We start from the raw sequence: 25,425 nt of genomic DNA, 5'->3' as shown, positions 1-25,425 counted from the left end.
ATGAGCGGCATGATCGTGGTTCCAGGGTATAGGGTGGCAGAGTTGATTTCCACTCATTCAAAATTGGGAATTTATCGGGGTTACAGAAATAACGACAATCTCCCTGTCTTATTCAAAGTACCGATGGAAGGACCTTCCCATAAGGAATCTCTGTGGAAACTGAAGCATGAATATCGCATTCTTCAATCACTGGAATCCAATGCAGTGGAAACGATCATCGAACTCGTTAATCACAACCGTGAGACCATAATGATCACGGAAGATTTCGGGGGAGTGCCGCTCTCCTTGCTTATGAAAATGAAAGGACTGTCACTGAAGGAGATGCTCTTCATTGCAGTCCGCATGGCTTCCTGCTTGAAGGAAATCCATCAGCACGGAATCATTCATAAGGATGTAAATCCCGATCATATCCTGGTTCATCCTGAAACCTATGAGGTAAAGCTTGTTAGCTTTGGGTTGGCGACGAAATGCCACCAAGAATACCAAAGTGTGATGAATCCAAAAGAATGGAAGGGGAATCTTCGCTACGTCTCGCCGGAGCAGACGGGGAGGATGAATCGCACCGTCGATTACCGCTCCGATATTTATTCTTTTGGTGTCACGCTCTACGAGTTATTGACTGGAAAGCTGCCCTTTTTAACTTCGGACATGCTTGAACTCATACATGCTCATATGGCGAGAAAGCCGCTCGCTCCCTCCAGTGTAAAACCATCCGTTCCAGAGATTCTATCGGACATTGTGATGAAGTGTCTGTCAAAAAATACAGAGGATCGCTACTTTAGCATGTCTGGCTTGCTGGCAGACCTACAGCGCTGCTTTGATCAACTTGAACAAAACGGTTTGATTACGCCTTTTCCGCTTGCTTTAGAAGACCGTGCCGATCACTTGCGGATTCCAGAGAGGCTGTATGGACGTGAGCAGGAAATCCAAATGCTCATCGATGCATTTGAGCAAGTCACGAACGGCGCTACGAGGATAGTTCTCCTCAGTGGCTCTGCGGGCGTGGGTAAATCTGCGCTCGTGCTGGAAGCGCAAAAAGCGTTTTTGAGAGGCCGGGGACGTTTTGTTTCAGGAAAGTTCGACCATTATAATCAGGCCGTTCCGTATTCGGCCATCATTCAAATCTTTCAGGATTTGATCAAGCAGCTCTTGGCAGGTCATGAACGCGAGCTGCTCGCTTGGCGAGAGATGATACTCGACGCCATGCAAGGACTTGGTCAAGTGATCGTGGATGTCATTCCACAGCTTGAGACAGTTATCGGCAAACAGCCTGCCGTACCTGAGCTGCCGGCAGCAGAAGCAAAAAATCGCTTTCAATGGGTGATGCAACGCTTTATTCGGATTTGGGCGCGACCAGACCATCCACTCGTCTTGTTCCTGGATGATTTGCAGTGGGCGGATTCTTCTTCGCTTTTCCTGATCCGAGAGTTGGTTGCGGATATGCAGATTAGTCATTTTCTGTTGATTTGCGCTTATCGTGAGCATGATGGCGGTACGATGAATCCGTTGATTGCCATTTTGACAGAGACAGGCATCAAGAGCCGCATCTTGCGCCAATTTACGTTACTGCCGCTTCGAGACCCCGAATTCAATGCGATGCTGGCGGATGCGTTGCATAGTGATCCGGAGATGACGAAGCCGCTGGTTACGATTATCATGCAGAAAACAGCCGGGAATCCGTTTTATGTAAGAGAATTCATTAAAACGCTGTATGATCGGAACTTGCTGTGGTATGAGAGAGAAGAACAGAACTGGCAATGGGATTTGGCCGAAATCGAGAAGCTGGGTACTACGGAAAATGTGGCAGATTTTCTCGTAGAAAAAATGAGAAGACTGCCTGATTCCACTCAGAAGCAGCTCGGTTATGCGGCTTGTCTGGGAAACTCGTTTTTGCTTCATTTGATAGCCAAGTCACGAAATCAAACGGAGTCAGAAGCCATCCAGCATATACGGCCTGCGATTGAGGAAGGTCTCATCTATCCGATTGAAGGAGCGGAATATCTGACTTACGTTGCGCTCGTGGAAGAAGAAGTGGCGTCTCAGATGCGGATTCGTTTCCGTTTTGTGCATGATCGCATTCAACAGGCCGCCTATTCGTTGTTAGCAGAGGAAGAACGAGGACAGATTCACGTCAAGCTGGGCAGGATGATGTGGGAAATGTCCCAAGGGAGCGAATCTGGCTTCTTGTTCGAAATTTGCGATCATATGTATCGGGGCAAAGAGATACTGGAGGATCAGGCGGAGCGCATTCATGTAGCGCATTGTCATTTGCTCGCGGGTCAAAAAGCGAAATCCTCTGCGGCATTTGAATCCGCGTTGCAGTACTTCCAACGTGGTCTCGAGCTGGTCGGGGAAGAGGGCTGGCAGCACAATCATGATCTGACCATGGAGCTGTGTGCGTTGTCTGCGGAGACGACGTACCTCTGTAACCAATTGGATGAGGCAAAACAATTGTTTGAACGCGGGATGCAGCATGCCAAAACAGACAGAGAACGCGTTCGCATTTTGGAAATGGAAATTCGCATGTATACACGACTGGCTGAATTTCCGCGTGTCATGGAGATCGCAAGCGAAGCCTTGGGGTTATTGGGCGTACCGATTCCCAAAAAGCCTGGCAAGCTCGATATCATTAAGGAAATGTTTCACATCAAACGCCGCCTCAAAGGTCGGAAAATAGATGAGCTGCTGTATTTGCCGGATGTTCCGGATGAAAATTATCAGATGGCGATGAGCATCATCAGCTACGCCGGGCCATCTGCTTACTATGTTAATCTCAATTGGTTTGCTTTAACGATATTGCGTGCCCTTCATCTGTCGCTCGTGCACGGAAACGCGGTCGCCTCGGCAAACGGCTATACCGGTTACGGGATCGTACAAGCTGCTCAATTCGGAAATTATCGAGAGGCTTACGAATTTGGGCAATTGGCTTGCCGTGTAGCAGACAGCTTCGCCGATCCGATCGCCATGACGAAGGCGTATGGCGCGTTTGCCCTACTGATCAATCACTGGTGCGAGCATGCACGAACGAATATCCCTCTCCTGAAAAAAGCGATTCAGCTCGGCTTGGACGGTGGCGGCAACATTTATGCTGCTTACAATGCCCATGGGCTTTTGGAAGCCATGCTCTACTGCGGTGTGCCAGTGGAAGAATTGGAGCAGCAAATCGAGGAATACAGCGATATGATTCAACAAATCAAGGTCGTTGATCACGATGATCGGCTTCTGTTATTGCGCCAGGCGCTGCATACCTTTACACGGTGGTCCGACGATGAACGAACGGCGTTTTGCCATGATGGTTTTGACGAAACGACATATGTAAGCCACCTGAAAAAAGAAGGAAACAGCTACAAGCGGTACATGTACCACTACTATAAATCGATGGTTCATCTCATGTACGGGAACCACCTGGAGGCTGCCGAGCTGCTGGCTGAAGCGGAGCAATGGATGGATTCAGTCAGTGGACAAGTTCTTGTCAGCCAACAAGTATTTATGCAAACACTGGCATTAACAGGGCTCTATGAGAACGCCAGCCGACAGGAAAAATCGAAGTATGGGAAAAAAATCAAAGCAAATATCAAGAAGATGAAGACGTGGGCAAACGAATGCCCGGAAAATTTTCAGCACAAGTGGTTGCTGATGTATGCTGAGTGGCTGCGTGTCACTGAGAACAAACAAGAAGCAGGTCCTTATTATGAACAGGCGGTTCAACTCGCCAAAAAGGATGTTTTCTTGCAAAACGAGGCTATGGCAAATGAATTGGCTGCCCAGCATTACTTGGCACTCGGACTCGAAACGATTGCGAAGGTATACATGACAGAGGCGCACGAGGTTTACATGCTTTGGGGAGCGGTCGCCAAGGCACGAGAGATTGGGGAACGGTACCCTTATCTTTTGCAACGGGTAAGAAGCATGGGAGCTTCCGCCGAGATTGCCACGACTGACCAGACAGCAGACCTTGTCGATTTAATGAGTGTCATCAAGGCGTCGCAAACGATTGCCAGCGAGCTCCGCCTGGAAATGCTGTTGGCGACGATGCTGCGCACGGTGATGAGCAATGCAGGTGCGGAGAAAGGAATCCTCCTGCTGAAAAAAGATGGTGACTGGCTCATCGAAGCGGCAGGCTCTGTCGATTTGGACGTGGAGATCATGCAGTCTGTCCCGTATGAGCATAGCGGGATGCTCTCTGTCGCCGTTGTGAATTACACCATTCGCACAGAAGAGATGCTGGTGCTCCACAATGCTTCGGTTGAAGGTGTCTTTTTCCGCGATACGTACATCGCGAAGCACAAGCCGAAATCGATTCTATGCTCCCCGCTATGGCAGCAAGGCAAAATGATCGGTGTCATATATTTGGAGAACAACGAGACGACACATGTGTTCAACGAAAAACGCTCAGAGCCGCTCAGACTGATTTTCTCGCAAATTGCGATCTTTATTGAAAATGCGAGACTGTATCATCAATTGGAGCAATGGAATCAATCCTTGGAAAAGATTGTGACAGAGCGTACCAATGAGATTCAGGCACTTTTACAGGCGAATAAAAATCTGTTAAACAATGCGGGACAAGGCTTCCTTTCTTTTTCCAAAAACCTGCTGGTCCATTCCGAATACAGTCGGGAATGTCTCCGGATTTTTGGCAGAGAACTGGCTGGGGTATCGGTCGCAGAGCTGTTATATCCAGATCGCCCTGAGGACCGCGTGTTTATTGAATCTCTTTTGGAAAAGTACTTTGGAGCAAAAGACCAAGGGCAAAAAGAGCTGTATCTCAGTCTGTTTCCTACAGAAATCCAGATCAATCAAATGCCGTTGAAGCTGGCGTGTAAGCCGATATATGAAGATCGGCGAGATTCGCCAGAGGGGTTGATGCTGATTCTGACTGATATGAGTGAGCAGCGGGCGCTCAAATCAAAGATGGAGCGAGAATGGCAAAGGTTGAATATGGTCGTAACGGTAGCGATTAGTCTCCCGCTCTTCCAAAAGGTACTGCGGGCTTTTGACGCTTTCTTTGAGGATGGGTGGAAGCGGGTCCTGAAAGAAGAGATGGCGGATTCCGAGAAACTATTCAAATTGGTCGCTCAGATTCATCAGTTTAAAGGTGACTTCAGTCAATTACACTTGATTCATACACCGCAAAAGCTGCATGATCTGGAGTCGTGGTTAATTCAATGGGCAAAGTCCGAAGTACACCTGTCCGCCGAGGATGTGCGCGCCCAGCAGTCATTTGCAGAGGTTCAAGCTGCGATGCAACAAGATTTGTCGATCATGCAGCACAAGCTCGGGGTCGGGTTCCTCGATCATAACGAGCATGTGTACACCATTGCAAAAGAGCGGTGGGAAAGCTTCGAGCATGAGATCACCAGTCTGATACAGGGGGAAGCTCAGCAGGAGCTGCTCCAACGTATTCGCAAGCTCCGCTATCGTCCGATGAAGGACATGTTGTCCCGGTATGAAGACTATGTAAGTGAGCTCGCCATCCGTCTGAATAAGACGATCGATCCGGTCGAGTGGGATGCTGAAGAAGTACTGGTCGATCCGGAGCGATTCGAGAATTTTGCGCGGAGCCTGGTTCACGTATTCAACAATGCGATCGATCATGGAATGGAAGAAGAGCAAGAACGATTGGCATGCGGAAAAGAACGCAGCGGCAAGATTCAATGCCGCCTTTGGCAAGAGGATACTTCCCTGTGCGTCACGATTCGTGATGATGGGCGGGGCGGCGATATGGAAAAGCTAAAGCTGGCATTGGCGGAGCATGTCACGGTACAAGAAAACGCAAGTCTCGTATCGGGCAGAGGAATTGGCCTGTCCATTGTCAAACAAGAGGTTGAACAGTTGGGCGGCACCCTTCAGGTCCATACCGAAGAAGGAGAGGGCACCTGCTTTACCTTCCGAATCCCGTTGGAAGACATTCGCTAGACCCATAGAAAAAACTGAGGCGACAGTGCCTCAGTTTTTTGTTTGATCGACTAAAGAGAATTCGTAATGGAAGCCAAAAGTCGTTCTTCATCGATCGGTTTTAGAATGTAATGGCGCGCTCCAGCGTTGATTGCTTCAAAAACGAGCGGCTTTAATCCGTTGGTGCTGACCATAATGATGTTGGCGTCGGGGAAGGTGCCGATGATTTTTTTGACGGTATCTATGCCATTCATGCCAGGCATATTGATATCCATCGTCACCACGTCGGGGAGGTGGGCCGCATACTTTTGATAGGCGTCCAATCCATTCGTTGCTTCTGCAATGACTTGATGGCCCGCCCGTTCCAAAATGATTTTCATGTAATCTCGTACTACAAGGGAGTCGTCTGCTATCAGTATACGAGCCATAAAACCTCCTGTTTCGAAACGGTTCGTTATTCTTAGAAAGTAGTCTACTTTTACCATAACACTGATAGGAAAAATGTCGCAATCATTTGATCATAAAAAGTACAGTCGAACATACGGAAAAACAAACGAATGCCAGCTCGTAATTGAGTGATATAGGGAGGCTAGCTTACTCACCAATCTCACCAATCACCAAGAAAAAGTCTTTCCTGGAGGGCATCACGGTGAATAGCAGCGATTCGGCCTCGTCCTAACTGAAGCCATCCGGCTTTCTCAAACTCCTTGAGTGACCGACTGATTACTTCTCTGACCGTCCCGAGTTCAATAGCAATCGCTTCATGGGTGATGGTTAGGTGATTGCGAGAATCTGTAGTACGTCGGAGCAATAATTCGGCGATGCGCGCGTTGATCGGTTTAAACGCGATATCCTCGACCAGAGACGTGACGGAGACCATTCGGTTGATCATGTTCCGGTAAATAAACTGACGCAAGTCCTTATAGCGATCCATCCATTCTTTGAAGACATCTACAGGCAAAAGCAGCAGCTCGGTTTCCTCTTCTAGCTGTGCGGACGCTTCATAGCCCGTCTCACCTAAAATACTTGCCATCATGAGGACGCAGACTCCCCCGCGTTGTACCCGGTATAACGTAACCTCACGTCCAGATTCGCTGATGATATAGATGCGGAGCTTGCCTGACAATACAAAGGCGGCGTGGGCAAACAGATGTCCCTGCTGCATCGTAAGCTGGGGAGAAAAGCGTTCCACTGTTATGTCAGGATGGCGCCATGCGGCTTTTGGAACAAGGGAAAAGCACGGAAAAGCATCCGTCACAAATTGGATTCGATTCAAGTCCATTGTTTTACCCTCCGAGGCAACTCAATTGGGGAAATATTCTTACTTGTAGTGTAGGGAAAAGAAGCGATCTCTACAATGGAATATCCGTCTACAGACTGACGAGAGAACAACCCTGTAGCCTGATTTCTCTTCTACGCTGTTTTGCTACGATACATATAGAACTTATTTTGTAAAAATAACCAGTATCGAGGGGAACCAGATGAAACAAATGAAACAGTGGATAGGAGTAGGTTTAATCGCTGTAGGAATCAGCTTGGCCGGATGCACGATCAGCGATAACGTGATTAAGATCGAAGAAGAAAAGAGACAGCTTGAATTACCTGCGGAGTCCATCGAGGCGTTGAATATTGCAACGGATTCAGGCGATTTGATCGTCAAAGGTGATGAAAAAGCAACCGCGATTCATGTAGAGGCTGATATCAAAACGAAAAATGTCAAACCCGAAGAAATCATCATTACACTTGAGCAGGATGGAAATACGGCAACTCTACGATCCGAAGTGAACACAGATATCGGTTTAAATTATGTGGATATGACGCTAACGGTAATCGTTCCTGCCCAGATGCCGATAGCCCTTACCGATGGATCAGGGGATATTGACATGACCAATCTAACGGGAAAGCTCACGATTGAGGATGATTCCGGTGATATTCAATTAACGAATACAAACGGAGAGGTAGAGATTCGTGATCAGTCCGGAGACATCAAGATCAAGGACGCGTCGGCCCTCAAACTGATCGAAGACGATTCAGGTGATATCGTCATGGAAAATACCGGTGGAAACGTAGCGATTCACGATCAATCCGGTGATATGTATATCAAGAAGCATAAGGGTGATATTACGATATCGGACCAAAGCGGCAATATTGTCATTGATACAGTCGAAGGAAATGTGCTGATTGAGAATGACGGGGGCGGAGATCGATTCGTTCAAAACGTAACAGGCTCGTACACATCCAAATAATCAGGACCGTCAGGGTTTTTACCCTGGCGGTTTTCTTGTTCTTGTCGGTATTTTGACAGGTTGAGGAAAAAATTAGCCGACTAATGAAAAAAAGCTTTCCCTTCCGATAAAGAAGTGCTAATATAACAAAGGTAGTTCTAATTGAGAATGAATCTCTTTATTAATGATCATGAGAATTATTCTCTCTCGTAAATACTCGAGTCAATATGGAACATTACTCCATGAAAACGTAAGAAGAGTAGGGACGCGATGAAAAAGAGATATTTGGTTGTAGCACTTATTTTGCTATCGTTCGTTTCACTTTTTATTGGTGTGATAAATATATCTCCAAGGGACCTGTTCAATCTCACGGATGACAAGGTACAAGTCATGTTGATCAGCCGGATTCCGCGACTCATCAGTATCATTATCGCGGGGATGAGCATGAGTATCGTTGGCCTGATCATGCAGCAGTTGACGCGGAACAAGTTCGTTTCGCCAACGACAGCGGGGACAGAGGATTCCGTTCGATTCGGAATTTTGATTTCCCTTTTGGTATTCGTCGATGCTGGTCCTTGGGTCAAGCTGCTCGTCGCTTTTGCTTTCGCCTTGCTTGGAACATTTATCTTTATGAAGATTCTCGACAAAATCAAGTTCAAGGACTCCATTTTCATTCCGCTAGTGGGCTTGATGTTTGGAAATATCGTCGGTTCGATTACGACGTTTTTCGCTTATAAGCACGACCTGATGCAAAATATGTCTGCCTGGCTGCATGGAGATTTCTCCACGATTATGAAAGGCAACTACGAGCTGTTGTACATAAGCATTCCGCTGGTGATTATCGCCTACTTGTATGCGAACAAGTTCACGATTGCAGGAATGGGTGAAGAGTTCGCCATTAACCTCGGGCTGAACTACAAGCAGGTCGTCAATATCGGCCTGATCATCGTCGCGAGTGTTACTTCGGTTGTTATTCTCACGGTAGGGGCGATCCCGTTTTTGGGACTGATCATTCCCAATCTGGTTACGTTGTACCTGGGGGATAACCTGAAGAAAAGCTTGGGTCATACCGCTTTGCTTGGTGCGGTTTTTGTACTCGCTTGTGATATCCTGGGACGCCTTATCATCTATCCATACGAGATTTCCATCGGCTTGATGGTTGGGGTCATAGGCAGCGCGATCTTCGTGTACTTACTCATGAGAAGAAAGGCATATGAACAATGAAAGCTAAGATAGGTGCCCTGTCGATTGTGGCCATTGCTTTAATAGCCATATTCATGACGATTAACGCCGGCGGCAACTGGGACTATATCCTTCCTCGGCGGGCGAAGGAAATTCTCGCCATTATTTTAACCGGATGCATCATCGCCTTTTCCACGATGGTCTTCCAGACAATTACGAACAACCGAATCTTGACGCCTAGCATCATCGGACTCGATTCGCTCTATATGTTCATCCAGACGTTTGTGATCTTTGTTTTTGGTTCCGCACACTTCACCTTGATGAACAACAATGTTAACTTTCTTATCTCGACGGGAATCATGGTGCTCTTTGCGGGCTTGCTCTACAAATTTTTGTTTAGACGAGAAGGGCAAAACATTTACTTCCTGTTATTAATCGGATTGATTCTGGGGACGTTGTTCAGCAGCTTGTCCACGTTTATGCAGGTGTTAATCGATCCGAACGAGTTTTTGATTGTACAAGACAAGATGTTCGCCAGCTTCAATAATGTAAAAACGGATTTGTTGATCACAAGCTATGTGTTGGTCATCGTGATTGCGATTTACTTCTGGCGTTACATCAAGTATCTGGATGTATTATCGCTCGGCCGGGATCAGGCGATCAATCTGGGGATTCCCTATGATTTTGTCATCAAGCGATTCCTCATCGTGATTGCGATTCTCGTCTCCATTGCGACAGCTTTGGTCGGACCGATTACCTTCCTCGGACTGTTGGTTGCGAATCTCGCCCATCAGTTTATGAAAACCTATCAGCATAAATATTTGCTGGCAGGCTCGGCATTAATCAGTGTGATTGCTCTAGTTGGCGGTTTGTTGATTGTGAAGCACGTATTCACGTTTTCTACAACACTCAGTGTCATTGTCAACTTTATTGGTGGGGTTTACTTCATCTATCTTCTGTTAAAGGAGAATAAAGCGTGATAGAAGTACGGAATGTCTCAAAACAGTATGGTAGCAAATATGTCGTGGAAGACGTCTCTGTGAAAATTGCCAAGGGAAAAATCACGTCCTTTATCGGACCCAATGGGGCCGGAAAGAGCACCCTGCTGTCCATGATTAGTCGTCTTTTGAAAAAGGACCAAGGTGAGGTTTACATCGAGGGTCAGGAGATTGGCCAGGTAAAGAGCAGTGAGCTGGCCAAAAAAATATCGATTCTCAAGCAATCAAACCACATTACGGTGCGGTTGACGATTCGCGAGTTGGTCAGCTTTGGTCGCTTCCCGTATTCACAGGGGAATTTGACAAAAGAGGATTGGAAGCATGTGGATGATGCCATCCGTTATTTGGAACTTACGGACATTCAGCACAAGTATCTCGACCAGTTGAGTGGTGGTCAACGCCAGCGTGCGTACATCGCTATGGTCGTCGCTCAAAATACAGACTACGTCCTTCTGGATGAGCCGCTTAACAATTTGGATATGAAGCATTCCGTTCAGATTATGAAGGTACTGCGACGACTGGTAGACGAAATGGGTAAAACGGTTGTCATCGTTATTCATGACATCAACTTTGCCTCTGTCTATTCGGACTATATTGTCGCTCTCAAAGACGGCAAGGTCGTAAAAGAAGGGACCACAGACGAGATCATTACTCGATCTACGCTAAAAGATGTCTATGACATGGATATCCAGATTGAAGACATTGACGAGAACAAAATATGCGTCTATTTCGCGTAAGAACTATTTTCCTATCGTTAAAATTTTGATGGCCTGCAAGGGGGTTTCATCAGCAAGCTATCAATAATTTTATATACTTTTAAATTCTATATAGAGGTGAGAGAAGTGAACAAAAAACTACTCATGCTGTTTATGGCAGTACTGATGGCTGTATTCACAGCTGCATGCGGCTCCAATAATGCTGCACCTTCAACTCCAGCGACAGATGCGACAAAAGCACCTGAAGCTGCACAAACATCCGAAGAAATTACAATCAAGCATAAATTGGGTGAAGCAAAACTGAAAAAGAATCCAAAAACCGTTGTTTCTTTTGACTACGGTGTCCTGGATTCCTTGGATAAATTGGGTATCGAAGTAGCAGGTGTTGCTCAGTCTTCCAACATTCCTCCGTACCTGGAAAAGTTCAAAGATGCAAAGTACACAAACGTTGGTGGTTTGAAAGAACCAGACTTTGAGAAAATCAACGCAATGAAGCCAGATGTGATCTTCATCTCCGGTCGTCAACAGCCTGCATATGAAGAGCTGAACAAAATCGCTCCAACCATCTTCATGGGTGTAGACAACGAGAATTACATGGAATCCTTCAAAGAGAACATGAAAACATTGGGTACCATCTTCGGGAAAGAAGCACAAGTAGACGAAGAGCTGGCAAAAATTGATGCGTCTATCAAGCAAGTGAATGAAAAAGCAACAGCTAGCGGTAAAAATGCATTGATCGTATTGGTGAACGAAGGTAAGCTGAGCGCGTATGGTCCTGGATCTCGTTTTGGCATTATTCACAAGGAGTTGGGTATCACTCCTGTAGATAAAGACATTAAAGTCGAAGGACATGGTCAAAGCGTATCCTCCGAATACATCGTTGAAAAAGATCCGGACTACCTGTTTGTTGTAGACCGCGGTGTTGTGAACAAGAACCAAGACGCTTCTGCTTCTGCAAAACAAACGATCGAAAACGACCTGATCAAAAACACCAAAGCATTTAAAAATGGCAACATCATTTATCTCGATGCGAACTACTGGTATCTCTCCGGTGGTGGATTGGTTTCCACTGGCAGCATGGCAGATGAAGTTCTGAAAGAAGTTAAGTGGTAAGAGGCTAGAAAAAGAAGTGGCGACAGCCGAGGGGATTAAGATATCCCTGGGCTGTCGCCTTTTCATTTTTTATAACGTACTGATTTACACCCGGGGCTCCCGTTTTGCAAACTCCTGTAACATCCCTCTTATTTGTTCTACCAATAAAGCGGGTGCTTTCTTTGGTGAACCAGAGTCGAACGGTGGCTGGGGATCGTATTCCAAAATCAACTGAACTCCTTTACTCATATCTTCTCCCAATTCCCATGCAACTAATTGGAGGGCCATGTCGATACCAGAGGAAACACCGGCCGCTGTAACGATTTTGCCCTGACGAACGACTCTTTCCTCTGCTGGAGTGGTTCCGAGAGATTGGAGCAGCTCGAAGGACCCCCAATGAGTGGTGGCTACGGCACCATGTAACAAGCCTGCGGCACTCAAGATCAGAGAGCCATTGCAAACAGACGTAGTCCATTTCGTTGTTTCATGTATTTCGCGAATCCACTGTAGAGTTTCTTCGTCATTCATAGGGGTTTTATAATTGGGCGGACTGCAACCGGGAACAACAAGAATATCAGCGGAAGTAACTTCAGCAAAACTGTAATCGGCATGTAAATAACCCATATGGGAGTCAAGCTTGATTAACCCTTTTTTCTTAGCGACAAACTTCACTTCACATTTCAGCGTAGCAGCGAATACATCGTATGGACCAATTGCATCTAACGCAGTGATGCCATCGAAAAGCAAGATTGCAACCTTCATGATGATCTCTCCTTTGGAATGGGATATTTTTCTTGCAAACAAACTCTGACATACATATACAGGGTATATGTATGTCAGAGTTGTGACTAACTGTAAGGTTTTCTAAGCTCGTGTAACAAAGAGAGATAGACAGTAGGGATAGCAAAAAGCCGGTTACACCGTAAAACGTGGTGAAAACCGGCTTTTTGTAGCGGAATCTAACAATTATCTGGCTCCAACCAGCTTGCGCTCTTCCGAGTAAACAAGTTGGGTCGCGTTTTCGTTTGGTTGCTTTTGATCCAAAGCATGAGACAGCTCATAAGGGAGGCAGAGCGGTACACCCGTGCGAGGATCAATCAAGATGTCTGCTTCGATGTTGAATACCTTGCGCAGCATCTCAGGTGTCATGACCTCAGCAGGGCTTCCCTCAGCGACAACGGTACCGCGAGAGATTGCAACCATGTGCTGTGCATAACGGGTTGCGTGGTTCAAATCGTGGACGACCATGACGATCGTACGATTCTCTTCGTCATTCAGCTTTTGCAGCAGCTTGAGAACCTCCAGTTGGTGAGCCATATCCAGGAAGGTTGTAGGCTCATCAAGGAACAGGATGTCTGTTCCTTGCGCCAGAGCCATCGCAATCCAGGCGCGCTGGCGCTGACCGCCGGATAGCTGGTCAACCGGACGATCATGGAAATCTGCCATGCCGGTCATGGAGATAGCCCAGTTTACGATCTCTTTGTCTTCCTTAGTCAAGGAGCCGAAGCCTTTTTGATGGGGGAAGCGGCCATAGGTAACGAGCTCAGACACGGTCAAGCCATCGGGTGCGGTTGGGTTTTGCGGCAAAATCGCCAGTTGCTTGGCGACTTCCTTGGTCGATTGCTGATGGATCGATTTACCGTCCAAAAATACTTGTCCGCCGGTTGGTTTCATAATCCGGGCGAGAGTTTTGAGGATCGTCGATTTACCAGAACCATTTGCACCGACCAGGGCAGTGATTTTTCCAGAAGGAATACTGATGTTCAAGTCTTTGACAATGGAAAGCTCACCGTATCCGATGTCCAGCTTTTGCGTGTATAGGCGCTCCACAATGGGCCAACTCCTTTTTAAACAAAGTATGTACCTGTAAAGAGGTTGTTCAAAAAGTCGTCTTTTGATCACGAAGTAGTCCTGAGAAGTGTATTCGACATCGAAATTGGCGTTCACCTTCGAAGTCCGGTGCTCATGTAGGTTCCCTACACTCCGCTCCTCCTTCTTCAGGTTCCCGCCACTTTCTCGGTGCTGAAAAGACGACTTTTTGAACACGGATTATAATCAATCGTAGTAATGATAATCATTTTCACTAAGGTAAAGTATATAACGGAACGAGGTCAAATTCAATATGTAAAAAGCCAACCTGCTCACATGCGTGAACAAATTGGCCTTGGGTTAACAAATGATGATCCAGTGTTAGTAGGTGATATGAGCGATGATCCCTTGTTCGTCGTCCAATATCAGCTCGATACCGGCGGAATAAGGGTTGCGCTGCATCTGGGTCTCCAGGTAGTAGCGAATCGCTTCAATCATATTCATCTCGATGAAGACTTGTTGGCGATCCATCCAGTGTACTTCAGCAGAAAAGCCGTATTCTTCGTCCCACATCAGCTCGACGGAGATGTCTTGCGGCTTCAACTGCTTTTTGTAAGCTGCGTGAATACAGATCGCATTAATGATATCTTGTTCGGAAAATGTTATCTTTTCCATGCGTTCAGTTCCTGCTCTTTCTCACGCTTGGTTTTGAAGTAGACGATCACTTTGCGGATCAGGATAATCACAGCGAGGATCGCCATCAGGTTGATCATGAAGCCAAGGATGGAGCCCAGGATACCCATGTCAGCGAACAGGGTTCCGAACAGCAAACCAGCCAGACCACCAATCATGAGACCTTTCATGAATCCGCCGCTTTTGCTTGCTGTAGCAGCAGGAGTTGTGGTTGTACCTTTATTTGTTGAAGCATTTACATTCGAATCGGCTTTGTTAGGCGTTTGCGTGTTCGTAGGAGCCGTATTAGAGTTGAAGGATTTTTTCCCGGACTTATAGCCTTTCGCGTCGGCGTGATCAATGAATCCTCCGGCTGGAGCGAGTACGAGCATTACGGCAACCAACATCATGATGAGTTTTTTCATGTTATTTGAGTAGCCCCTCTCATTTAAATGACTTGTATATATAAGTCTACATGAATATTGAGCGAAATTCCAACGAACTTTCAGTGACGATCCGTCTAAATACCTACAAAAAAGCCCCTGACAAGCGATCTCGTCAGGGGTTCTTCAATTTACGCGCTCTTTTTCAGTTTTCGGGCTGCCCAGTTGCCTAATGATTGAATGAGCTGGACCAGGACGACGAGGATAACCACAGTAATGATCATGACTTCGATGTCCCATTGCTGGTAGCCGTAGCGCAAGGCGAGATCGCCCAGTCCGCCGGCACCGACTGCTCCGGCCATTGCAGTAGCACCAATCAAACCGATGGTCGCGATCGTCAGGCAGAGGACGATGCCAGGCCTTGCTTCACGCAGCATGATGCGAAAAATAATCTGCGTCCGGGATGCACCCATTGCCTGATACGCTTCGATAACGCCACGATCTACGTCATGCAGGGCCGTTTCCATCAGGCGTGAGATGTAAGGCGCAGTATAGACAATGAGCGGCACAATTGCTCCTTCAATCCCAATCGAAGTGCCCACAATCAACTCCGTAAAAGGAATGATCGCAACCATCAGGATAATAAAAGGCAGCGAACGCACAATGTTGATGATCGTATTCAGGGTGTGGTAGATGATTTTGTTCGGGAAAAGGTGGTTCGCCTGTGTGATGACCAACAAAATCCCGAGCGGAATCCCGATCAGTGTCGCAATGAACAACGAAAACCCAACCATGATGACAGTTTCTTGCAGCGATTGCCCGAATACCGGAGTCATTTCAATCAAACGCTCCATTAGCTCCGCACCTCCTCTGGTGACACAATATCTACGCGGTAGACGGATTCGCGCAAGAAGCGAATGCCATCCTGAATGGCCTGGTCTTCACCAGAAATGTGCAAAAGCAAAATGCCGAGCGCCGTACCTTTTATGGTTGTAATCGAGCCGTACAATAAATTGGTGCTAATCGGAAAACGTGCAGACAGTGTTCCCAGAACAGGATCGAGAGCAGCATCCCCGCGAAAGGCAACGCGAACAATTTTGGAAACGGGTCCGGTTTCTTTTATCTTGGACAAAATCTCCTGTGGTACCTGATCGTCAAAAACCGTTTTGATAAAATTACGGGTCGTTTGCTCTTGCGGATTGCTGAAAACATCCAGAACAGAGCCTTGCTCGATGACGACGCCATTTTCCATGATGGCTACCTGGTCGCAGATTTTCTTGATGACCTGCATTTCATGGGTAATGAGTACGATGGTTAGGTTAAACTTTCGATTGATGTCGAGCAACAGCTCCAGAATCGATTCAGTCGTCTGCGGGTCGAGAGCGGAAGTTGCTTCGTCACAGAGCAGGATTTCCGGATCAGTCGCAAGCGCACGAGCGATCCCCACCCGTTGCTTTTGTCCACCGGATAGCTGAGAAGGATAAGCATGTGCTTTATCAGACAAGCCAACCAAGCCGAGAAGGTCTTCTACCTTGCGCTTAATGACATCTTTGGGGACGCGATTCATCCGCAAGATTTCCGCCACATTGTCAAAGACATTATAGGAAGAGAGCAGATTGAAGTGCTGAAAAATAATCCCGATCTTTTTGCGAGCTTGCCGCAGCTCTTTTTCCTTGAGGGTCAGCATGTTCTGGCCATTGACGATCACAGAACCGCTAGTCGGCTTCTCCAACAGGTTGATGGTACGGAGCAGGGTACTTTTTCCCGCTCCGCTAAAACCGATAACCCCGTAAATCTGCCCTTTTTCCACCTGCAAGGATACGCCCTTCAATGCTTCTACCTGCTTGTTTCCTACTTGATACGACTTATGAATATCGGTTAGCTGTATCATAACGAGTTCTCCTTGTTGTTCTTGATGTTCCTGGCGTCGATCTTACCAGGACGGCAGTACAGCTCCTTCAAAACGTTCGTCGATGAATTTTTTCACTTCTTCCGAACGGTAGATGTCCACCAGCTTTTTGACAGCGGGGTTGTCCTTATTGGTTTCATTGACTGCCAAGATGTTCACGTATGGAGAGTCAGCCGTCTCAGCGAAGATCGCATCTTTTTTCGGGGTGTACCCAGCTTCCATCGCGAAGTTCGTATTAATCGAAGCGACCTCCACATTTTTCAGCGAGCGTGCCAGGAAAGCAGCCTCCAGCTCTTTGAATTGCAAATTTTTTGGATTTTCTACGATATCCAGTGGTGTTGCGTTGTCGCCCACGCCATCCTTTAGCTTAATCAAGCCAGCAGCCTGATAGAGCAAGAGGGCGCGTGCTCGGTTGGTCGGATCGTTTTGGATGCCGACAACACCGCCAGCCGGGATGTCCTCGACTTTTTTATGCTTGGTGGAGTACAGGCCCATCGGGTACGTCACGGTTTTTCCGACCTCGACGATCTTTGTTTTGTGATCTTGATTAAACTTCGCCAAGAACGGAATGGTTTGGAAGCTGTTAACATCGAGATTTCCTTTATCGAGAGCTTGATTCGGCTGTACGTAATCGTTGAAAACGACGACTTCGACATCGAGTCCTTTGTCTTTGGCGACTTCCTTTACTTTGTTGAGAATCTCTTCGTGCGGGCCGCCAGTGACACCCACTTTGAGTGAGGTTTGTTCAGCAGCAGTGCCGCCGTTAGCAGGCGCAGCTTCCTGTTTACCGCCGCAAGCCGTTACGAGCGATGCAGCGAGCAGTAGTGTAGTGAGCAGTAGACCAGTCTTTTTCATGAAAATACCCCTTTTCTCTGGATGTAAGATGTAATAAAAAAAGCCTCTTCCGACAGAAGAGGCTGGGACTGCGCGTATGTAAATACACGGCAACAATACCTCTCTTATCTGTCGGAATAAATTCCGCTGGATTTGGCACCGTATCGTTTGCGATAGGTTGCCGAGGTGTCATAGGGCCAGTCCCTCAACCTCTCTTCATAAGAGAATGTGCTATGAAATTATCATTCCAAACATTGTTGTTAATTCTTATTTGGATAGTTGGATTATAACGACTGATTTTTTACGTGTCAACTGTTTTTGCAAACGAATGACTTGGTGGAAAAATGTGAAATTGATCTAAATACGAATATTCTATTGAAGAATCCGAAAATCATTTGTATAATGAGAGCGAATGAACCCGATACCAGCTATCGCAGGTGATGACATGACTCTAGTGGACTCCAATGAAACCAGAAAAAAGCTGTCTGCCATCTATAATGAGATAGCAAAAGAGTTGTTCGGATTTGGAACGACTTTGCTCCGAGTCACGATTGAAAATCAGATGATTACGTTCCAAGCCAAGCATCGCCGCTCTCCGCGCTCACAAGCGTTGGAAGGAGAAGCGCCGGCTCTCAAGCTCGAAGTCGATTTTCGGATGTCCCTTCTTTATAAGAAGAAACTGCGAGAACGACTGGAGGAAGAGATGGGATTGCCGTTGGAAGCCGTGCTGCGGGACTATGATGCGCCTACGCAGTGGGCGATCACGAATGTTATTTTAGCTGAATCAGAACTGAATACCTGACGCAATCGTTCGGATTTTCTCTTTTGATCTATCTTAAGGGGAGACCGTAGACTTTGCGTAAAAACGGGTGTCACTTCTCTTTGTTTACGAAGAAAAGTGCTCTTGTTTAGAATGATACGTTCTAATCAAGGGTACTTTTCTTTTTATTGTATCACCATATTTTGTCATCAAATGAACCCAACTGGAGGAGAATTACGATGAAAAAATTACTTGCTGGAATCCTGTCTTTTTCAATGATGTCACTGGCTCTCGCTGGCTGTGGCAGCAATGATCAACCACAAGCGGGAGGGGCTGGAGGCGAAGCCAAGGGTGAGCCACAAAAGCTGGTCATCTCCACATGGGGCTTCTCCGAAGACTTTTTCCGCAAAGAAGTATATGAGCCATTTGAAAAAGAACATAACGTGAAAATCGTGCTGGAAATCGGGAACAATGCAGAGCGCCTGAACAAAATTCGCCAAGGAAGCTCCGATGTAGACTTGATCTACCTCTCTGACTACTATGCACAGCAAGGGATTGAGAGTGGCGCATTTGAAAAAATCGACCGCAGCCGCATCCCGAACCTGGATCAAATCTACGACATTGCCAAAGCACCACTGGGCGAGGAGTACGGTCCAGCTTACACGATTGGTCAATTCGGGATTGCCTACAATCCAAAGCTCGTGAAAACCGAGATCAAGGATTGGAAAGACCTGTGGAACCCAGAGCTGGCGGGCAAGCTGACACTGCCAAGCATTACGTCCACAACTGGCCCGATGGTTCTCGACAGTGCTTCCCAGACAGCGGGCAACAAGGAATTTAACGAAGATCAAGCCTTCGCGAAAATGAAAGAAGTCAACCAAAGTGTAGTGAAGTTCTACGATAAGACCTCTGAATACGTGAATATGTTTGGACAAGAAGAAATCGGCGTAGGACCGATCATGGAAATGTACTTCAAAGACATCAAGGCCGCTGTTCCAGAAGCTGTTTTCGTACAACCTGCAAGCGGTGGATATGCGGTCATGAATACGGTTAACATCGTAAAAGGCTCGAAAAACAAAGCACTGGCTGAAGACTTCATCAACTACCAACTGAGCAAGGAAGTTCAGGAAAAAACAGCAAAAGCAAAAATCGATTCCCCTGTAAACAAAACGGTTCAACTGACAGAAGAAGAGGCAAAAGGCGTAACGTACGGGGAAGAAACCGTAAGCAAGCTGAAAATGCTGGACATGAAATTCGTTAACGAGCACTCCAAAGCATGGATTGACCGTTGGAACCGTGAAATCACGCAATAACGCAATAACGAACGTTAGAAAAACAAGGGCGAGGGTATAGACAATTTCGGATATACCCTCGTTTTCGTGAGGAGGACCACTCGTGCAAAAGATCATTCTTGACGTAGATACGGGCATTGATGATGCGCTTGGCATTATTCTCGCTGTGAAGAGCGGGCAATTCGATTTGGTGGGCATCACTACGGTGAATGGCAACGTGTCGTTGCGAAAAGCTACAGAAAACACGTGCAAAATTCTCGATTTCTTGCAAGTCGGCGAGCAAATCCCTGTTGTCTGTGGAGCATCTGAACCACTGTTGCGGCCGTTGTTTTTCGAGCATGCCGTACATGGTGAGGATGGCTTGGGAGGTGCTCTGGCCGGCGTTCCGATGTACAAGAAGCCGACTGCTGGCTTTGCTCCTGATTTCATCGTGGAAAACGTACTCGCGCATTCCGGCGAGATTACGCTCATCATGACGGGGCCGTTGACCAATTTGGCGCTGGCGGTGAAAAAATGCCCGGAGCTCGTCCAACACGTCAAGGAAGTCATTTTCATGGGTGGAGTGGTCCGCGAGCATGGCAATGTGACGCCAGTTGCGGAGTATAACATGTACGTCGATCCAGAGGCGGCCAAGGTTGTGTTTCATGCCGGATTCCCGCAATTGACGCTGGTTGGACTGGATGTGACGCGAAGAGTGCTCCTGAACGAGGAGCATATTCGCGAGCTAGGAGATACACCGATGGGCGAGTACGTAAGACAGAGTACGTCTGATTACCTTCATCGCTATTTTCAGCGAAATGGCATTTATGCGTGCGCCATGCATGATCCATTGGCTGTCGCAGTCGCACTCGATCCGAAGCTAGTGAAGATGCAGAAGCTGTATGTAGATATCGAAACGAGAAGTGAGTTGTGTGATGGGCAAACGGTTTGCGACTTTCAAAACCGCCTGAAAAAAGAACCGAACATAAACGTCTGTCTGGACGTAGATGCAGATGCGTTCTTTGCGCGTTTTCTCGGCGCATTGAAAGCCTGACGATACCGTGAACAGGAGTTAATCAGATGAGAAAAACGGGTCTTTATTTATTGCTGTTGCCGGGTGTGCTGTTTTTGACGCTGTTCATGGTCATTCCAATCGTGATGACGATCGCGTCCACCTTTTATCAAGATGGTAGCTTTACGATCCAGGGCTATCTCCAATTTCTGACCGACGCGTACTTCCTGAAAATTATGCTGACGACGCTGCAAGTCAGTCTGGTCACGACGATTGCGTGTGTCCTGATTGGTTTTCCTGCTGCGTACTACATTTCCAAGCTGGGCCCACGTAAAAAGGGTATCTTGCTGGCATTGGCGATTTTTCCTTTGCTGACCAGTTCTGTCGTGCGGTCGTTCTCTTGGATGATTATTCTCGGAAAAAAGGGCTTATTGAACAGCTCGCTGCTTGCAATCGGGCTAATTGATAAGCCGTTGGAAATATTGTATACGCCGACTGCGATGATGATTGGTTTGATTCATCTGTTCCTGCCGCTGATCATTATTACGCTGGTAGGGGTGATGGAAAACATCGACCCAGATTTGCTGAAGGCGGCGGAAAGCTTGGGTGCTTCCAAGTTGACAGCCTTCTGGAAGGTCATTGTGCCACTTAGTGTACCGGGACTTATCATTGGTAGCATTCTGGTGTTTGTCGGAAGCTTGACCGCCTACACCACGCCTGCCCTGCTAGGTGGAAAACAGCGGGTCATCTCTACGTTCCTGTATCAAAATGCGATTACGCTCAATGATTGGCATTTGGCATCTGTCATTGCCACGATCATGATTGTCATTACATTTGTCGTCATCTATTTCATGAACAAGCTGGCGACCAAATTAAATCCGAAGGGGTAGAAGCTATGCAGGAGAAAAATCGCGGGTTGGCCCTGTTTACCTCTCTCGTCTTTCTGTTTTTGCTAGGGCCGCTCATTATCATTTCTTTTACGTCGTTTGAGCCGGGAAGCGTCTTGAAGTTTCCGCCGGAGGGCTTTTCCTGGCGGTGGTACGAAAACATTTTCGAGGTAGAAATGTTCATGACGACCTTCAAGACGTCGATGTTCGTTTCCTTGCTCGGGAATCTCTTGGCGCTCTTGTTAGGGATTCCGGCAGCTTATGCGCTCAGTCGCTTTGATTTTCGCGGCAAGGGCATCTTGAATGGCATTTTCATCTCACCTGTCCTGATTCCGGGTATCGTGATGGGCTTTGCCATGCTGAAATACGTCATTGTCGTATATCATTTGCCGATTTATGCGGGACTTCTCGTCGGTCATACGGTGCTGATGCTTCCGTTTATTATTCGCGTCATTGCATCTTCCTTGTCTAACTTTGACTTCGCCATTGAAGAAGCGGCTTTAAGCCTTGGGGCAGGACGTCTCGAAACCTTTTTTAAAGTCGTCTTGCCGAATATTCGCTCTGGGATTATTGCTGCGATTCTGATCGCTTTTCTGGAGTCGTTCAACAACGTAGATATCTCTGTTTTCATGACAGGACCAGGGGTAAGCACGCTGCCGATCCAGATGCTGACGTACGTAGAAAACAACTTCGATCCGACGATCGCCGCGATTTCCGTGCTGCTCATGATTCTTACGGCTATTCTCATGTTCATCATTGAACGTCTGATGGGGCTTTCCTACTTTACAAAACGATAACGGAGGCATCAACTCATGGCATTGCTCACGCTGGAAAACGTATCGGTTGCCTATGACAATCAATATATTTTGCAAAACTTCAATCTCAATATCGAAAAAGGACAGCTCATCTCTTTGCTCGGTCCAAGTGGTTGCGGAAAGACGACGACACTCCGACTGATTGCGGGTTTTCTGGAAGCAAAAGATGGCCGGTTCATGTTTGACGGAAAAGATTATACGCGCGTTCCGGTCAACAAGCGCAACTTCGGGTTTGTGTTCCAGAGCTATGCGCTGTTTCCACACCTTTCAGTTTTCGATAACGTGGCGTTCGGTTTGCGCCTGCGCAAGGTCAATGAAACAGAGGTAAAGAACCGGGTGCAGCAAATCCTCGAAGTCGTGAGTCTCGGCGGCTATGAAAAGCGTTTCCCGAAGGAGCTGTCTGGTGGTCAAAGACAGCGCGTGGCGATTGCTCGTGCACTGGTGATTCAGCCTGACCTGCTGCTGTTCGATGAGCCGCTCAGTAACCTCGATGCCAACCTGCGGATCAACATGCGCGTAGAAATCCGTCGCATTCAGCAGGAGCTGGGAATTACGACTGTGTACGTATCGCATGACCAGGAGGAGTGCTTCTCCATCTCGGATCAGGTGGCGATCATGAACAAGGGTGTGATCGAGCAGCTCGACGATCCAGCCACGATTTTCAAATATCCGAAGACGGAGTTCATCGCTCGCTTTATTGGTTTTACCAACTTTATCGACTTCGCAGAGCGCAACGAGCAGAACGGAGAAATCGGCCTGCGCGTCGGTGACCATCATTTTACCGCGTCCAAAAATCCGGGAACGGCGAATCCGTCCGGCAAAAAATGTGCAATGCGACCAGATGACCTCCTCGTGACGACAGAAGAGAGCGCCGAGCCGGGAATGAACCGTTTGCGCGGAACAGTAAAGGTAAGCACGTTTTTGGGACGCAGCTATCAATATGTCGTGGAAACAGAGCTGGGCGACTTCACGGTCAATCAAGAGATGGAGACGCCGTACAAGACTGGCCTAAACGTCAATCTGCTGTTTCCAAAAGACAAAGTGGTACTCGTGGACTAAAGACAGGAGGTTATTTTCGTGAAGGTCGATTTGTTGATTCAAGACGTCCAAGTGTTTAACAGTTATTTTAAAAAGTTCATCAAAGGAAACGTCGCTGTTTTGGATGAACGATTCTTCTATATTGGTGAGCGGAGTACGGAAACATTTGAAGCTGCCGAGATCGTGGACGGACAAGGCCGCTACATGATTCCTGGTCTGGTCGATATTCACTTGCATATTGAGAGCACGATGGTGACGCCGGAGACCTTTTCCTTTGGCTTGATTCAAAACGGAGTGACGACGATCGTACCGGAGCCGCATGAGATGGCCAATGTGTTCGGAATCGAAGGGATCAAAGAGATGATTCGCGCGAGCCGTGATTGTGTCGTTGATATGCTGTACGCGATCCCGAGCTCCGTACCAGCTACTTCGATGGAAACGACTGGTGGGTCTGTCGAGATTGCAGACATGGATGAGCTCTTGCGTTCTGAAGAGATCATTTGCCTCGGCGAAATTATGAACTACGTAGACATCATCAAGGACCCTGACTGCAAGACGAATCGCATCCTGGAGCATATCCGCAAGACGTATCCAAAGCTCGTCATCGAGGGACATGTTCCGAAATTGCTTGATTTGGACCTGCATCGTGTCATTTATGCGGGAGTGGACTCCGATCATACGCACCAGACGCGTGAGGGCATGGAAGCGAGAATTGCAGCGGGCATGTTTCTGGAGATTCAAGAAAAATCGATGACGGAAGAAGTCATGGACTTTTTTGTAAAGGAAGATGTTTCTGAGCATTTTTGCTTCGTGACGGATGATGTGATGACCGATTCTTTGGTCAATCGTGGACATTTGAACCATATCGTGAAAAAAGCCATTCAAATGGGCATGCAGCCAGAGCGCGCCATCTACGCGAGTACATTTACCCCAGCCAGACGTATGAACATGAAGGATCGAGGGGCGATTGCTCCTGGCAAAATAGCAGATTTCCTGTTGTTGTCTGATCTGCATGAACTCAAGATCGAACGCGTCTATAAAAATGGGAAGAAAGCTTTCGACGTCAAGGAAGAGTACCGACAAGTAGTCAAAGAAAAGCAGTTTCCTGCGCATTTTTATGAGAGCATCAAGCTATCGCCGCTTACAGAGCAAGACTTCCACGTCACAGTAGATGTGCCGGACAATCGCTATCCATGCCGGGTCATGCTCGTGCAAAACGGTTCTACTTTTACAGAGGATCACCGTGGAATCGCTGAGGTGCGGGAAGGACAACTCTTGTGGGAGGAGAGCCCGTACGGCTTGATCGCCGTCTTTGAACGCTATGGCAAAAACGGCAATCGCGGTTATGGCTTGATCAGCGGGGATACGATCAAGCGAGGTGCAGTAGCCACCAGCTATTCGCATGACAACCACAATCTCTTGGTTGTCGGACACAATCCGCACGATATGATGGTCGCAGCCAATGAAGTCATCCGCAACCAGGGCGGGTTTTACGTGGTCGAGGATGGCAAGGTGATCGCGAGCCTTCATTTGCCAGTTGGAGGCATTTTGACAGAGGAACCATTGGAAAAGACGGCAAAGGAAGTCGAACAACTTCGCCGTGCCATGGAGTCGCTCGGTTACAACCACTACAACCCGATCATGTCGATCAGCACCCATTCCTTACCGGTCAGTCCAGCCTTGAAGCTGACGGATCTGGGGTTGATTGATGTAAATGACGGGAAAATAGTTCCGTTGCTCTTGATGTGATAAAAGTTGCTTGCTGAGAATATTATTTTCGGCAGGCAACTTTTTTTGATCAAAAAGTCCCGAAAGAAGCATATAAATTTTCATGCATAGGTATACACTCCTGATCATCTCCCTATTTTCTGACTGGAATTCAGGTATTTGGTAGGTTTTGGTTTAGGTATTCAGAATCTGTAATACT

Annotated in this window: 22 protein-coding genes and 1 riboswitch; of the genes, 13 read left to right on the top strand and 9 right to left on the bottom strand. The window is 47.3% G+C overall.

Features of this window, described 5'->3' with window-relative positions:
• Positions 1–5,916, top strand: coding sequence for an AAA family ATPase (locus AB432_RS29275; protein ID WP_048035297.1), 5,916 nt, complete (start codon positions 1–3; stop codon positions 5,914–5,916).
• A 50-nt stretch (positions 5,917–5,966) separates the two neighbouring features.
• Here the strand turns inward: AB432_RS29275 and AB432_RS29270 are convergent, their stop codons facing one another.
• Both AB432_RS29270 and AB432_RS29265 read right to left on the bottom strand, forming a co-directional pair.
• A complete protein-coding gene (locus AB432_RS29270) occupies positions 5,967–6,323 on the bottom strand; it encodes a response regulator (RefSeq protein ID WP_007724662.1) in 357 nt (118 codons plus the stop codon).
• A 179-nt stretch (positions 6,324–6,502) separates the two neighbouring features.
• A complete protein-coding gene (locus AB432_RS29265; protein ID WP_048035296.1) occupies positions 6,503–7,177 on the bottom strand; it encodes a Crp/Fnr family transcriptional regulator in 675 nt (224 codons plus the stop codon).
• A 199-nt stretch (positions 7,178–7,376) separates the two neighbouring features.
• Between AB432_RS29265 and AB432_RS29260 the strand changes: the two genes are divergently transcribed.
• From AB432_RS29260 to AB432_RS29240, 5 genes are all read left to right on the top strand, one after another.
• Positions 7,377–8,141, top strand: a complete 765-nt coding sequence (locus AB432_RS29260; protein ID WP_048035295.1) for a DUF4097 family beta strand repeat-containing protein — start codon at positions 7,377–7,379, stop codon at positions 8,139–8,141.
• 249 nt (positions 8,142–8,390) lie between these two features.
• Positions 8,391–9,344, top strand: coding sequence for an ABC transporter permease (locus tag AB432_RS29255; protein ID WP_048035294.1), 954 nt, complete (start codon positions 8,391–8,393; stop codon positions 9,342–9,344).
• Positions 9,341–10,282, top strand: a complete 942-nt coding sequence (locus tag AB432_RS29250) for an iron chelate uptake ABC transporter family permease subunit (protein WP_048035293.1) — start codon at positions 9,341–9,343, stop codon at positions 10,280–10,282. Before AB432_RS29255 ends, AB432_RS29250 begins: the two co-directional genes overlap by 4 nt.
• Positions 10,279–11,037: an iron ABC transporter ATP-binding protein gene (locus AB432_RS29245; protein ID WP_048035292.1), complete on the top strand. Its 759-nt coding sequence runs from the start codon at positions 10,279–10,281 to the stop codon at positions 11,035–11,037. The genes AB432_RS29250 and AB432_RS29245 overlap by 4 nt, the downstream gene beginning before the upstream one ends.
• A 105-nt stretch (positions 11,038–11,142) precedes the next feature.
• Positions 11,143–12,129, top strand: a complete 987-nt coding sequence (locus AB432_RS29240) for a siderophore ABC transporter substrate-binding protein (RefSeq protein WP_048035291.1) — start codon at positions 11,143–11,145, stop codon at positions 12,127–12,129.
• A gap of 84 nt (positions 12,130–12,213) precedes the next feature.
• On the opposite strand, the gene AB432_RS29235 is transcribed toward AB432_RS29240, so the two are convergent.
• The 7 genes from AB432_RS29235 to AB432_RS29205 form a co-directional block, all read right to left on the bottom strand.
• Positions 12,214–12,870 (bottom strand): DJ-1/PfpI family protein, encoded by a 657-nt coding sequence (locus tag AB432_RS29235; protein WP_048035290.1) that lies wholly within the window; start codon positions 12,868–12,870, stop codon positions 12,214–12,216.
• A 204-nt stretch (positions 12,871–13,074) separates the two neighbouring features.
• Positions 13,075–13,938 carry an ABC transporter ATP-binding protein gene (locus AB432_RS29230; protein WP_048035289.1) on the bottom strand — a complete coding sequence of 288 codons (864 nt, stop codon included), beginning with the start codon at positions 13,936–13,938 and terminating at the stop codon, positions 13,075–13,077.
• Between the two features lie 360 nt (positions 13,939–14,298).
• Positions 14,299–14,592, bottom strand: coding sequence for a YxcD family protein (locus AB432_RS29225; RefSeq protein ID WP_048035288.1), 294 nt, complete (start codon positions 14,590–14,592; stop codon positions 14,299–14,301).
• The gene (locus AB432_RS29220; RefSeq protein WP_048035287.1) at positions 14,580–15,014 is read right to left on the bottom strand and encodes a hypothetical protein; all 435 of its coding nucleotides are present in this window, start codon (positions 15,012–15,014) and stop codon (positions 14,580–14,582) included. Before AB432_RS29220 ends, AB432_RS29225 begins: the two co-directional genes overlap by 13 nt.
• 149 nt (positions 15,015–15,163) lie before the next feature.
• A complete protein-coding gene (locus AB432_RS29215) occupies positions 15,164–15,826 on the bottom strand; it encodes a methionine ABC transporter permease (RefSeq protein WP_048035286.1) in 663 nt (220 codons plus the stop codon).
• On the bottom strand, positions 15,826–16,863 hold the full coding sequence (locus AB432_RS29210; protein ID WP_048035285.1) for a methionine ABC transporter ATP-binding protein: 1,038 nt from the start codon (positions 16,861–16,863) through the stop codon (positions 15,826–15,828). Before AB432_RS29210 ends, AB432_RS29215 begins: the two co-directional genes overlap by 1 nt.
• A 42-nt stretch (positions 16,864–16,905) precedes the next feature.
• A complete protein-coding gene (locus tag AB432_RS29205; RefSeq protein ID WP_048035284.1) occupies positions 16,906–17,736 on the bottom strand; it encodes a MetQ/NlpA family ABC transporter substrate-binding protein in 831 nt (276 codons plus the stop codon).
• 101 nt (positions 17,737–17,837) lie between these two features.
• A riboswitch (SAM riboswitch) is annotated at positions 17,838–17,940 on the bottom strand.
• Positions 17,941–18,160: 220 nt separating this feature from the next.
• Here AB432_RS29205 and AB432_RS29200 point away from each other — a divergent pair.
• The 7 genes from AB432_RS29200 (at position 18,161) to AB432_RS29170 (ending at position 25,247) form a co-directional block, all read left to right on the top strand.
• Positions 18,161–18,517: a Na-translocating system protein MpsC family protein gene (locus AB432_RS29200; RefSeq protein ID WP_173610495.1), complete on the top strand. Its 357-nt coding sequence runs from the start codon at positions 18,161–18,163 to the stop codon at positions 18,515–18,517.
• Positions 18,518–18,714: 197 nt separating this feature from the next.
• Positions 18,715–19,788, top strand: coding sequence for an ABC transporter substrate-binding protein (locus AB432_RS29195; protein WP_048035283.1), 1,074 nt, complete (start codon positions 18,715–18,717; stop codon positions 19,786–19,788).
• Positions 19,789–19,870: 82 nt separating this feature from the next.
• A complete protein-coding gene (locus tag AB432_RS29190) occupies positions 19,871–20,800 on the top strand; it encodes a nucleoside hydrolase (protein WP_048035282.1) in 930 nt (309 codons plus the stop codon).
• Positions 20,801–20,826: 26 nt separating this feature from the next.
• Positions 20,827–21,648 carry an ABC transporter permease gene (locus AB432_RS29185; protein ID WP_007724617.1) on the top strand — a complete coding sequence of 274 codons (822 nt, stop codon included), beginning with the start codon at positions 20,827–20,829 and terminating at the stop codon, positions 21,646–21,648.
• A 5-nt stretch (positions 21,649–21,653) separates the two neighbouring features.
• The gene (locus tag AB432_RS29180) at positions 21,654–22,442 is read left to right on the top strand and encodes an ABC transporter permease (RefSeq protein WP_048035281.1); all 789 of its coding nucleotides are present in this window, start codon (positions 21,654–21,656) and stop codon (positions 22,440–22,442) included.
• Positions 22,443–22,457: 15 nt separating this feature from the next.
• Positions 22,458–23,519: an ABC transporter ATP-binding protein gene (locus tag AB432_RS29175; RefSeq protein WP_048035280.1), complete on the top strand. Its 1,062-nt coding sequence runs from the start codon at positions 22,458–22,460 to the stop codon at positions 23,517–23,519.
• 18 nt (positions 23,520–23,537) lie between these two features.
• A complete protein-coding gene (locus AB432_RS29170) occupies positions 23,538–25,247 on the top strand; it encodes an adenine deaminase (RefSeq protein WP_048035279.1) in 1,710 nt (569 codons plus the stop codon).
• Positions 25,248–25,425: the final 178 nt, after the last annotated feature.

Source organism: Brevibacillus brevis (assembly GCF_001039275.2).
Lineage (GTDB): Bacteria > Bacillota > Bacilli > Brevibacillales > Brevibacillaceae > Brevibacillus > Brevibacillus brevis_C.
The sequence above is the reverse complement of the archived record's forward strand: the minus strand, read 5'-3'. Positions and strand labels throughout refer to the sequence as shown.